General features: G+C 38.1%; 10 protein-coding genes. 6 read left to right on the plus strand and 4 right to left on the minus strand.

Annotation, left to right across the window (positions count from 1 at the left end; all coding sequences use genetic code 11):
* The first annotated feature begins 169 nt into the window (after window positions 1-169).
* The 5 genes from EA772_RS07125 (at window position 170) to EA772_RS07145 (ending at window position 5966) form a co-directional block, all read left to right on the plus strand.
* Window positions 170-754 carry a HupE/UreJ family protein gene (locus tag EA772_RS07125; protein ID WP_124912103.1) on the plus strand — a complete coding sequence of 195 codons (585 nt, stop codon included), beginning with the start codon at window positions 170-172 and terminating at the stop codon, window positions 752-754.
* 12 nt (window positions 755-766) lie between these two features.
* The gene (locus EA772_RS07130) at window positions 767-3139 is read left to right on the plus strand and encodes a M1 family metallopeptidase (RefSeq protein ID WP_124912105.1); all 2373 of its coding nucleotides are present in this window, start codon (window positions 767-769) and stop codon (window positions 3137-3139) included.
* A gap of 152 nt (window positions 3140-3291) precedes the next feature.
* Window positions 3292-5334, plus strand: a complete 2043-nt coding sequence (gene uvrB, locus EA772_RS07135) for an excinuclease ABC subunit UvrB (RefSeq protein WP_124912107.1) — start codon at window positions 3292-3294, stop codon at window positions 5332-5334.
* 65 nt (window positions 5335-5399) lie between these two features.
* Window positions 5400-5597 carry a YwbE family protein gene (locus EA772_RS07140; protein ID WP_124912109.1) on the plus strand — a complete coding sequence of 66 codons (198 nt, stop codon included), beginning with the start codon at window positions 5400-5402 and terminating at the stop codon, window positions 5595-5597.
* A gap of 114 nt (window positions 5598-5711) precedes the next feature.
* The gene (locus tag EA772_RS07145; protein ID WP_010599693.1) at window positions 5712-5966 is read left to right on the plus strand and encodes a DUF4834 family protein; all 255 of its coding nucleotides are present in this window, start codon (window positions 5712-5714) and stop codon (window positions 5964-5966) included.
* Window positions 5967-6026: 60 nt separating this feature from the next.
* Here EA772_RS07145 and EA772_RS07150 read toward each other — a convergent pair whose 3' ends face one another.
* The 4 genes from EA772_RS07150 to EA772_RS07165 all read right to left on the minus strand — a co-directional run bounded on the left by EA772_RS07150 (window position 6027) and on the right by EA772_RS07165 (window position 8899).
* Window positions 6027-6389, minus strand: coding sequence for an SRPBCC family protein (locus EA772_RS07150; RefSeq protein ID WP_246834063.1), 363 nt, complete (start codon window positions 6387-6389; stop codon window positions 6027-6029).
* Window positions 6390-6537: 148 nt separating this feature from the next.
* Window positions 6538-7464, minus strand: a complete 927-nt coding sequence (locus tag EA772_RS07155; protein WP_124912113.1) for a TIGR01777 family oxidoreductase — start codon at window positions 7462-7464, stop codon at window positions 6538-6540.
* 5 nt (window positions 7465-7469) lie between these two features.
* On the minus strand, window positions 7470-8285 hold the full coding sequence (locus EA772_RS07160) for a DUF393 domain-containing protein (protein WP_124912114.1): 816 nt from the start codon (window positions 8283-8285) through the stop codon (window positions 7470-7472).
* Between the two features lie 107 nt (window positions 8286-8392).
* Window positions 8393-8899 carry a GbsR/MarR family transcriptional regulator gene (locus EA772_RS07165; protein ID WP_010599689.1) on the minus strand — a complete coding sequence of 169 codons (507 nt, stop codon included), beginning with the start codon at window positions 8897-8899 and terminating at the stop codon, window positions 8393-8395.
* 234 nt (window positions 8900-9133) lie between these two features.
* Here EA772_RS07165 and EA772_RS07170 point away from each other — a divergent pair, with 234 nt between their 5' ends.
* A complete protein-coding gene (locus EA772_RS07170; RefSeq protein ID WP_124912116.1) occupies window positions 9134-11629 on the plus strand; it encodes a hypothetical protein in 2496 nt (831 codons plus the stop codon).
* Window positions 11630-11893 lie beyond the last annotated feature (264 nt).

Genomic DNA, 11893 nt, shown 5'->3' on the forward strand with positions numbered 1-11893 from the left:
TTTGAACAAACTGAAGAACAATATTTGATTTTTCGGCTGCACTCTTCCGGAAAAACAGTAACATTTTGAGTAAATTGAATGATCTTAGTGTTAAATTATCGGTTTTTGAAATTATTAATTTAATTTTAAGCATTAAAAATCACATCCCGTTTTTATTTTACCGTATTTCATGCCGTTACAGGATTTTATTTTCTACTTTAAGCTGGGCTGGGAGCATATTATCAGTACCGATGCTTTAGATCATCAATTGTTTATTTTGGCACTGGTAGCAATATACAGCTACACCAATTTAAAACAGGTGTTGATTTTGGTAACTGCTTTTACTATTGGGCATTCCTTAACGTTGCTTTTAAGTGTGATGGATGTCATTAGGTTTGATAGTAAATGGGTGGAATTTTTAATTCCCTGTACAATTGTAATTACCGCCGTGAGTAATTTGTTTAGAAGAAATTTCTCCATGAAATCAGTCAAGGTAAATTACTTTTTGGCTTTAGGTTTTGGATTAATCCATGGAATGGGTTTTGCAAATTCCATCAGGATGATGCTGGCAAAAGATCAAAACATTGGTTGGGGTTTGTTTGGCTTCAATGTGGGGTTGGAAGCCGGGCAGGTTTTTATGGTTTTAATTATTTTGATTATCACTTTTATTATTTTTAATTATACCCAAATTAAACGCCTGAGCTGGGTGTTGTTTATTTCGGCAGCCGTATTTAGCCTGGCTTTAAAAATGGCTATAGAACGAATTCCTTTTTAAAGAATAAGAACAATGAATAAACTGTTTACATTAACCGGCTTACTACTTTTTTCAGGTGGTTTAGTCATGGCACAAAACATTCAGAATAATCCTGGAAGCAACCATGGGAACAAGTTTGAGCAATTGGGTACCATTTTACCTACGCCAAACGAGCAACGTACAGCCAGCGGTGCGCCGGGTGTAAAATACTGGCAGCAACGTGCTGATTACAATATCAAATGCGAACTGGATGAGAAAAATTTATTGTTAACAGGTTCGGAAACGGTTACCTATACCAATAACTCCCCAGACCCGCTTACTTATATTTGGTTGCAGCTGGATGAGAATGAGCACAGTACCAGTAAAAATGCAAACTATCAGGATGCTACTAAAATGCCTGCTGGTGGAACCACGCAAAACTTAGATCAATTAAGCGTTAAAACCGATAATGGCCTGGGGATCAACATTACCAAACTGACTGATGCAGCCGGTAAAAACTTAAAGTATACCGTAAACAAAACCATGATGCGTGTTGATTTACCTGTAGCCTTAAGAACTGGCCAAAAATTCATCTTCAACATCAACTGGAACTATAAAATCTCTGATCGGATGAGTATTGGTGGTCGAGGTGGTTATGAGTTTTTCCCTGCAGATGGGAACTACCTTTTCACGATGACGCAATGGTATCCGCGGTTATGTGTGTACAGCGATTTTCAAGGCTGGCAAAATCATCAGTTTACCGGTAGGGGAGAGTTCGCGTTAACGTTTGGCGATTTCAAAGTGCAAATGACTGTTCCGGCTGATCACTTAGTAGGTTCAACAGGAGAGTGCATCAATTATAGCGCTGTATTAACACCAACGCAAATGAGCAGATACAATGCTGCAAAAACAGCTACTGCACCTGTAGAAATTCAAACATTGGCCGAAGCAACTGCCGCTGAAGGAAAGAAATCAACCGCTAAAAAAACCTGGGTTTTCAATGCAAACAATGTTCGAGATTTCGCCTGGACTTCTTCCCGTAAATTTATTTGGGATGCCATGCCTCAAAAAATACAAGCCAATAACAATACGGTGATGTGTATGAGTTTTTATGGTAAAGAAGCCTATCATTTATACAGCAAATTCTCTACACGTGCGGTAGCGCATACCATCAAAACTTATTCAGATTTTACTATCCCTTATCCATATCCGGTAGCGCAAAGTATCGAAGCGGCAAACGGTATGGAATACCCGATGATTTGTTTCAATTATGGCCGTACAGATGCTGATGGAACTTATAGCGAAAGTACTAAAAACGGAATGTTGGGCGTAATCATTCACGAGGTGGGGCACAACTTTTTCCCGATGATTGTGAATAGCGATGAGCGCCAGTGGACCTGGATGGATGAAGGTTTAAATTCTTTCGTAGAGTACTTAACCGAGGAACTTTGGGATAATAAATTTCCAAGCAAAAAAGGGCCCGCTTATACCATTGTTGATTACATGAAATTGCCAAAAGATGAGTTGGAACCGATTATGACTAACTCAGAGAATATTGCTCGTTTTGGTCCGAATGCTTATTCTAAACCAGCAACAGGTTTAAATATTCTCCGTGAAACCATTATGGGAAGAGAGCTTTTTGATTACGCATTTAAAGAATATTCAAGAAGATGGGCTTTCAAACACCCTGAACCGGCAGATTTATTCCGCACCATGGAAGATGCCAGTGGCGAGGATTTAGATTGGTTTTGGAGAGGTTGGTTTTATGGAACCGATCCATGTGATATTGCATTAGATAGCGTGAAATTTGCCAAAGCTGATTTCCCTAAAGATGTACCGGCCGCCAGATCAAGAATGGTAAAAGTTGATAAACCTGCGTTAAATGCTTTTGATGATATTTCGAAAATCAGAAACCGTGAAGACAAAAAAATCAGTTTCTATGTAGATAAAAACACAGCGGCTCAGGATTTTTATTACAAATACGACAGAGGATTGGTAACTGTTGATACGACTAAAACAACAAAAACAGAAATGTCTATGCCGTATGAAGTGGTGCCGGAAACTGATCAGGGTAAATACGCCAATAAATTCCTTTACGAATTAAGCTTTAGTAACAGAGGTGGTTTAGTGATGCCGATTATTGTAGAGTTTACTTACAAAGATGGAACAAAAGAAATTGATCGTATTCCTGCTCAAATCTGGAGACATAACGAATTAAAAACTTCTAAATTCTATGTGAAAGATAAAGAAGTTGAATCTATTCTGGTCGATCCATTACGCGAAACCGCTGATATTGATACCAGCAATAACGGATGGGGCGGAAAAGCAAAAGAAAGCAAGTTTAAAGTTTACAAAATGAAAATGGCTTCAGCAGTTAGGGGACAGTCGGTTGGCTCAAACCCAATGAAAGTGGCTGGAAGTAAATAGTTAAATTAGCCATATCTGATTGTCAGTTTCGCATTGGCAATCATTAAAATTATTTAATCCTCGTTGAAATCTCAGCGAGGATTTTTTGTTCCAACTTTCCTGACTTTCTCCTGTTTACTCTTTAAACCCTAAACTCGTATATTTGATTAACGATGAAATTCAAAATCACTTCAGAATACAAACCAACCGGCGATCAGCCATCTGCCATAAAACAATTGGTTGATGGTGTAAATGCCAATGAACATTATCAAACATTGCTAGGGGTAACCGGATCAGGAAAAACCTTTACCGTTGCCAACGTTATCGAGCAAACACAAAAGCCAACCTTAATCCTGAGTCACAATAAAACCCTAGCAGCGCAGCTATACGGAGAGTTTAAAAATTTCTTTCCCGAAAATTCGGTTAATTACTTTGTTTCTTATTACGATTATTACCAGCCCGAAGCTTTCATCGCTTCAAGCAATACTTATATCGAAAAGGATTTAAGCATTAACGAAGAAATTGAAAAGCTTCGTTTACGCACCACTTCATCGCTAATGAGTGGTCGGAGAGATATCATTGTGGTTTCGTCCATTTCTTGCATTTATGGTATGGGAAACCCTGAAGATTTTTCAAGGATGGTTTTTCGTTTTGGCGTAGGTTTAAGGATTTCAAGAAATGCTTTTCTACATAGTTTAGTAGAAATTCTGTATTCCCGTACCACAACTGAATTTAAACGCGGAACTTTTAGGGTGAAGGGTGATACGGTTGATATTTATCCCGCCTACTTAGACCATGCTTATCGCATTTCTTTTTTTGGCGATGACATCGAAGAGCTTTCAGCCATTGACCCAGTTTCAGGCAAAACCTTGGAGAAATTAGAAGATATGGCCATTTATCCAGCTAATCTTTTCGTTACGCCTAAAGATCGTTTCAATCAATCTATCTGGGGCATTCAGGAAGAATTAGAGATTCGGAAAAATCAACTGATTGCCGACAGGCATCTGCTGGAAGCAAAAAGGTTAGAAGAACGAACCAATTTCGATATCGAGATGATGAAAGAATTAGGGTATTGTTCTGGTATCGAAAACTACTCCCGTTTCTTTGATGGCAGGCAGCCTGGGATGCGTCCATTCTGTTTGCTGGATTATTTTCCCGATGATTATCTGATGGTGATTGATGAAAGCCATGTAACCGTTCCGCAGATTCGAGCGATGTATGGCGGGGATAGATCGCGAAAATTATCACTGGTAGAATATGGTTTCCGTTTGCCAGCTGCGCTAGATAACAGGCCATTGAATTTTAATGAGTTTGAAGCTTTGGCGCCACAAACCATTTATGTTAGTGCAACACCTGCAGAATATGAACTTGAAAAGTCGGAAGGTGTAGTGGTTGAACAGGTAATTCGTCCAACGGGTTTACTTGATCCGGTTATTGAAATTAGGCCAGCCATTAATCAGGTGGATGATTTGTTGGATGAAATAGATTTAACCATCAAAGATGGCGGACGTATCCTGGTTACAACTTTAACCAAACGAATGGCTGAAGAGTTAACAAAATATCTTGATCGGTTAAATATCAAAACGAGATACATTCACTCTGAAATCAAAACGCTGGAAAGGGTGGAGATTCTCCGCGGTTTAAGGCTTGGAGAATTTGATGTTTTGGTGGGGATTAACTTGTTGCGTGAAGGATTGGATTTACCTGAAGTAACCTTGGTAGCGATTCTCGATGCTGATAAAGAAGGTTTCCTACGTTCCGAAAAATCGTTGATTCAAACCATTGGGCGTGCTGCCCGTAATGATCGCGGCCGTGTAATCATGTATGCTGATGGCATTACTGAAAGTATGGAAAAAACAATTTCTGAAACCAACCGTCGTCGTGATATACAAATTGCTTACAATTTGGAAAATGGCATCGTACCAAAAACGGTAGGAAAATCTCGCGAAGCCATTTTAGAGCAGACTTCGGTATTGGATTTCTCACAGAAAGCGACCGATAATAAGGCCAGAGCATACATTGAAAATGCAGAGATTAGCATTGCTGCGGATCCGATTGTTCAGTACATGGGCAAAGCAGAATTGCAGAAGGCGATTGATAACACCAAGAAAGATATGCAGAAAGCGGCGAAAGAAATGGATTTCTTACAAGCTGCAAAATTGCGTGACGAGATGTTTGCTTTAGAGAAAATGTTTAACGAGAAGTTTGCGAAGTAGCCTTTTTAGATTCATTTTACCGAAATTGAAAATTTATTCGGAGTTTTGAAGCTCAAAAAATAATCATGAACGGTCAAAACAGAAAAGATGTTTATCCAGGTTTAGAAGTTGGAATTATCCTTAAAAAGGACCAGCGATCTGGTAATATTACTTATGGAGTGGTACAAAATTTACTTACATCTGCGGCCTTTCATTCGCGTGGAATAAAAGTAAGGCTGGAAGATGGACAGGTTGGAAGGGTAGCTGAAATCGTTGAAGAATAAAACTTAACAAGGCCTTTTGGCGTAGTATAAATGTAATAACAATGCAATTAAAGGCGAAAAAAGTAACAAAATAAATTTTGGGACGTCTATATTTGTAACAACAGTAATTAAAGAATGGCATTTATTAAATTCATTTTCATTGCAATATTAGTCCTCTGGATCATCAGAATGTTGATTCGATTGATATTGCCTATGCTGTTTAATAACCTGGCCAGCAAAATGCAACAGCAGGCAACCGGACAGGGGCAGCAGCAACAAAGACGATCAAAACCGGAAGGCGCTATTTCTATAGATTACATGCCTCCAAAACCCGATCAAAGCAAAACGGATAAACTTGGCGACTTCGTAGATTACGAAGAAGTTAAATAAAAAAAGCAAAGCCCTGACGAATGTCGGGGCTTTTTGTTAGCAATATATTTTTTACTTAAGTTAATATTTATTTGCCTCCTCTTGAATTGTCTTATTGCGGTTCAGTAACAGTCTTTTCATGTAGCTTTTTAAAAATATTTTTTCCACGATTACTCCAAGCCAACCAAAAGGAGCACTGAATTCAAAAATGTCTGTCATTTCTGTTTTCTGGCCTTTTGGTGCAAATATATGTTGATGACGAAGCCTTTTAAACGGACCTTTCACCATTTCATCGATAAAATAAACCGGTATTTTCATCTCCGATATCCTGCTCGTCATGGTGAAATAAAATCCAAGGTGTTTTGCTTTCCATGTAACGGTTTCATTGATGCCAATCAGTCCGGAAGTACATCCAGCTATTGCTTCCTCATTTTCATTTTTCATGGAATGCACATGCAAATCAATACTTCGGGCTAAATCAAAGCATTGCTCAATGGGTGCATTTACTAATGTTTTTAAAATAATGATTGACATCTTATATATTGTTCAAGCAATACAAACTAAAATTATTCATGGTATTAAATTCATCAGGCTAAATGCTTAGGCTGATGATATCATGAATCGCATGCTCAATTTTACCATATTGAAACTCAAATCCACTCTCCAATAAAACTGCTGGTTTAACCCATCTGCTTTTTAAAATTAATTCCGTCTCGGTTCCGATAATCATTGCACCAATGCTCAAAAGCCAGGCGGGTGTTGGTAATCCAAATGGTATCCCGTAAATTTTTCTGATGTTATCCATTAAAACTTTATTGGTTACTGAATTTGGGGCGGTACAATTTACAATGCCATCAATCTTTTCGTTTTTTAAAAGCCACTCTATCGCTCTAATCGCATCTTGCTCGTGCACCCAGTTTACATACTGCTTGCCATCGCCTTGCTTTCCGCCTAAGCCAAACTTTACTAAATTCAGTAATCTTGGAAACGCACCGTCATTTTTCCCAAGTACGATACCCATCCTTAAGGCAATTTTCCTCGTTTTGGGTGTGTCATTTTCAAAAAATGTATTTTCCCAAACTTTACAAACATCTATAGAAAAGCCGTAACCAATTTCTCCGGTATATTCATCCTGTGGCTGATCTTCCGCATGGCGGTAAATGGTTGCAGAGGTAATGTTGATCCATAATTTTGGAGGCGCTATAAGCTTATTAATGACAATAGCCAGCAGTCTTGTAGGAACAACTCTGGAGTTGATGATCTCTTCCCGGTTCTTTTTGGTATACCTGCAGTTTACATTTTTACCGCAGAGATTTACCAGTAAATCAGCATCTTCTAATTCCTTTGCCCATACATCTTCAGTTTTTCCGTTCCATAAAATGGTTTTAATATTTCCATTTACTGGCTGTGGTTTTCTGGCAAGAATGACCACTTCTTTTGCCAGTGCTGAAAAATGTTTTGCCAGTATTCCACCTAAATATCCGTTTCCTCCTGCGAGTATAATTTTTTTGTAAGCCATGATTTCTATGCGGTAAAGATTAAAGCCAAAACAATTAACCGGTAAAGTACCCAGGTAATACTCATCAACCAGCCCAATTTTAGTATTTTACTTCTGCGGATATGCTCCAGGAACATCAGCCCGGCAACCATTAAAAAGTATATTATATAAAAAATTGGATTTAAGTTAAAGAGTAGATTAATCACCAACCCAGCGATAAGCATCAGCGAGCCTGCAAATGAAATCGTCATCATATGTCCCAGGTAATCCCAAAGTTCTTCTTTTTTATAAATGGCGATGAGGAAACCTTGGAAAACAATCTGTCCGCCACAGATAAAGTACTCTCTATACTTTCCACCCAATGGAACGAAATCGGTAAGTAGGCATGCATATTTCGTTAGCATGAAAGCCGTTAGAAACCAGGTGAATAACAGGTAAGCAATGCGGTAATTTAACTTAAAGCTGGGCTGAACGGCATTTGGTTTGGTAACTGCCGGGATGATTACTTTCCTGTTGTAAGATATGAACGCATAGATTTTAGTCATCAGCCAAATAAATGGCCTAAATGCAAAGAGCGGTTTTAAAAAAGGGATAACATGGCCGATAATTTTGAACAAACTTTTAATGCCGTAGGTAACTTCTCCACTTTCTGTATTTACCAAAGCAATTTCATTGGCAGCTCGTTGCTGATCAACTAGTGGGCAAATTTGAGCTGGCGTATGTTGATAAGATTCCCTTCCGTTTACAGCTAACATGCCGGTTTTAACAAATGCTTTTGTATACACTTCACACATTGGGCATTCCTCATCGTACAGGATAACATGGTTATTTAGCGTTTTCATTTTATTTAAATATTTATACTTTCAGTAAAATATGAAAGTTTGGTTTAAAAAATTAAGCCGGTTAAGGCTTAGGTAAAGGTATTTGTTTCATGGATGAGTCATCCATACTACTTAAACACTTTCAGCACTGATCCCCAAAACCAGCTCTCTTCAGCTTTTAACATGGTTTCTAATGTTTTATCAACATTACCCGCCAATTTATTAATGTCTGCAACAGATTTTTTAAAAGTTTTAAATGCTGGATCTTTCTCATCTCCGGTTACGGTAGAAAGCTCATTGAGAACCTTTAATACGGGTTCGAGCTCTCGTTTTTTCCGTTCTTTGGCTACCTGCCTTGCGATATTCCAAACGTCTTTATCAGCAAAAAAATATTCTTTTCTTTCTCCTGCCTTATGTTGTTTTTCAATCAAACCCCAACCAATCAGATCGCGAAGCGTCATGTTAGCATTCCCTCTGGAAATGCTTAAGGTTTCCATAATTTCTTCGGTAGTTAAAGCTTCAGGAGAAATCAATAACAAAGCATGAACCTGAGCCATGGTTCGGTTAATTCCCCACTCAGAACCTAACTTGCCCCACGCTTCGATAAATTTAAGTTTTGCTGCTGCTAATTCCATAAACAAATATAACAACATTTTTAAACTTTCAAAAATTATTGAAAGTTTATTTTATTTGAAAGTTTAGTTGAATGGTTGGTATTCGTTTTTAGTAAGAAATACATCTTAAATGAGTTAAGTTTAGATGAACCAGGCTTCAATCTAATTTTTTATTCGTCTCACATTTAATTTATTCCTTTTTTATACCGCCCAATTTTTTATTTTTGACGTTCGTTTAAACTTAAACAAACCTTAATGAATAACTGGTTTAATAAAAATGGCATCCACCTGGCCATTATTGCATTTTTTGTAGTCATTACTTTTGCCTACTTCAGTCCTGTTTTGCAGGGTAAAGCGCCACAGCAAGGCGATGTTTTGCAGGCAAAAGCCATGCAGAAAGAAATTATGGATGTAAAGGCCGCCACTGGAAAAGGTCCGCTTTGGACTAACCAGATGTTTGGCGGGATGCCGGCTTACCAAATCTGGGTGCAATATCCATTAAATATCACTACCTATGGAATCGATGTAATTAAAGGTATTTTTCCTGATCCGGTTGGTACGGTAATTTTGTATTTAATAGGTGCCTATTTACTATTTTGTGTGCTTAAAATCAATCCGTGGCTGGCTGCTGCGGGTGCAATTGCATTTGCATTTACCTCATACAACTTTATCATCATCGCCGCTGGGCACAGTAATAAAGCACTGGCTATTGGTTTCTTTGCGCCAATTTTAGCCTCAATCATTTTAGTTTTAAGAGGAAGATATCTGGTTGGAGCGAGTTTACTTGCTTTATTTATGGCTTTGGAAATCAGATCGAACCATATTCAAATGACCTACTATTTGTTTATCGCTCTGTTTATTTTAGCCTGTATCGAATTTTACCATGCTTTTAAAGCTAAACAACTGAGTGTTTTTGGTAAATCTATTGCATATGTTGTTGCGGGTATTGTATTGGCAGTTTTAGTAAACGCAGGTACGCTATGGACAACCTATGAATATGGTAAAGAAACCATTCGCGGAAAATCAAATTTAACAACCGATAAGGCAGAACCTGCAAATGGCCTTGATAAAGAATATGCGTACCAATGGAGCCAGGGTGTTGGAGAAAGTTTTACTTTCTTAATTCCGAATTTATATGGTGGTGCGAGCAGTATCGATGAAATGATTAAGCCAGAAAGCAATACCTATAAAGCGGTTGAGAAAAACCTTCAGGGTGTCGATCCAAGACAAGCTATTGGATATGTGGCTCAAAATTTAGGTACAAATCAATACTGGGGAAATAAACCAGGTACTTCAGGACCATATTATTTTGGGGCAATCATTTGTTTGCTTTTTGTATTCGGATTATTCATTGTGCAGCATCGCTGGAAATGGTGGATTCTGAGCAGTAGTGTGTTGTTGTTATTTCTTTCGTTCGGGCAAAACTTACCGCTGATTTCTGATATTTTCTTTGATTACCTTCCAATGTATAACAAATTCAGAGCAGTTGAATCTATTTTAGCTGTGGTTGGTTTGCTAGTGCCTTTATTAGCTATTTTGGCCATTAAGGAAGCTCAGGAAGGAAAATACGATCAGAAATATCTGGTGAAGAGATTAACATGGTCTGCAGGTATTACCGGTGGTTTATCTTTAATTGTGGCCATCATGCCAACTGCATTCTTCAGCTTTACACAATCCAACCAGCCACAGGTTTTAGATGCCCTTGCTCAAACGTTACAAAATAACAGAGGCGCTGCTATCGAAATTATTAATGGTGTGGTTGCCGATCGCGTAGCGCTTGCACGTGCTGATGCATGGCGTACGGTACTTTTTATTGCCATTGGTTTTGGCTTAACGTGGGCATTCATCACTAAAAAAATGAATATGCAATTGGCCTTTGGCTTATTGGCTTTGTTTATTTTGGTAGATTTATGGCAGGTTGATCGCCGTTATTTAAACAACCAGAACTTTGTGAGTAAATCTGATCTGGCGAGTCATTATCAGCCAAGAGACGTAGATAATTTCATTTCTGCAGATAAAGATCCAAACTTCAGGGTTTTCGATTTATCATTAGGAGATCCATTCAAAAGTGCAGAAACATCTTTTTTCCATAAAACTGTTGGTGGTTTCCACTCGGCAAGGTTAAAGCGCTTTCAGGAGCTGGTTGATCATCAGTTAACCAAAAGCATCAATCAGGATGTGCTGGATATGTTAAATGCGAAATATATCATTACACAAGACCCTCAAAATGGCTCTTATAAAATGCAACGCAATGCAACTGCTGCAGGTAATGCCTGGTTTGTCCAAAGTGTTCAATATGCTAAAAACGCCGATGAGGAAATGAAAGCCATCAGTAGTTTCGATGCAAAGAAGGAAGCTATTGTTGATGAGCAATACAAATCATTAATTGATACCAAACGATTGGGTACTGGTGTGGAAGGCTTTATTAAGTTAACCAATTATACACCTGATCATTTAACCTACGAGTATTCTTCAGCCAAAGATGTGATTGCTGTTTTCTCAGAGGTTTATTACAACAAGGGCTGGAAAATGTATATCGATGGTGTTGAAAAACCATATTTTAGAGCGGATTATATTTTACGTGCTGCTCAGCTGGAAGGTGGTAACCATAAACTGGAATTTATCTTCCACCCAACATCATATTATGCCGGAGAAAAAATCTCGCTGGCCGGTTCAATTTTATTGTTAGCTGGATTAGGTTTCGGCTTTTATTCAGAAAATAAGAAAAAAAAGAAAGCTGTTAAAGCTTAATTTGCTTAACTTTTATAAGCCAGAAATATAAGTCATTCGATGAAGCTGGGCGATGTTCCATTTCATTGAATGACTTTTTTGGTTTCTGTTTATTTCAATTTGCCGAGCCAACTGAAGTAATATACGGTCAAACCTCCAATTTAACATCCTTTATCATTTGGCAGAATAATTTAACAGTGCCGTAACATTTGTTTGATAAACAGTGTCTTACCTTTGTCAGGTAAAATCAGATGATATGTTAGAGACATTCTTCGCCGTATGTTT

The organism is Pedobacter sp. G11, assembly GCF_003860265.1.
In the GTDB taxonomy this organism is placed as follows: domain Bacteria; phylum Bacteroidota; class Bacteroidia; order Sphingobacteriales; family Sphingobacteriaceae; genus Pedobacter; species Pedobacter agri.

Coding starts and splice junctions, on each gene's coding strand:
- EA772_RS07145 (WP_010599693.1), top strand. CDS start 5,712: ATGGCATTTATTAAATTCATTTTCATTGCAATATTAGTCCTCTGGATC.
- EA772_RS07150 (WP_246834063.1), bottom strand. CDS start 6,389: ATGAAAAATGAAAATGAGGAAGCAATAGCTGGATGTACTTCCGGACTG.
- EA772_RS07125 (WP_124912103.1), top strand. CDS start 170: ATGCCGTTACAGGATTTTATTTTCTACTTTAAGCTGGGCTGGGAGCAT.
- EA772_RS07165 (WP_010599689.1), bottom strand. CDS start 8,899: ATGGAATTAGCAGCAGCAAAACTTAAATTTATCGAAGCGTGGGGCAAG.
- EA772_RS07155 (WP_124912113.1), bottom strand. CDS start 7,464: ATGGCTTACAAAAAAATTATACTCGCAGGAGGAAACGGATATTTAGGT.
- uvrB (WP_124912107.1), top strand. CDS start 3,292: ATGAAATTCAAAATCACTTCAGAATACAAACCAACCGGCGATCAGCCA.
- EA772_RS07170 (WP_124912116.1), top strand. CDS start 9,134: ATGAATAACTGGTTTAATAAAAATGGCATCCACCTGGCCATTATTGCA.
- EA772_RS07140 (WP_124912109.1), top strand. CDS start 5,400: ATGAACGGTCAAAACAGAAAAGATGTTTATCCAGGTTTAGAAGTTGGA.
- EA772_RS07160 (WP_124912114.1), bottom strand. CDS start 8,285: ATGAAAACGCTAAATAACCATGTTATCCTGTACGATGAGGAATGCCCA.
- EA772_RS07130 (WP_124912105.1), top strand. CDS start 767: ATGAATAAACTGTTTACATTAACCGGCTTACTACTTTTTTCAGGTGGT.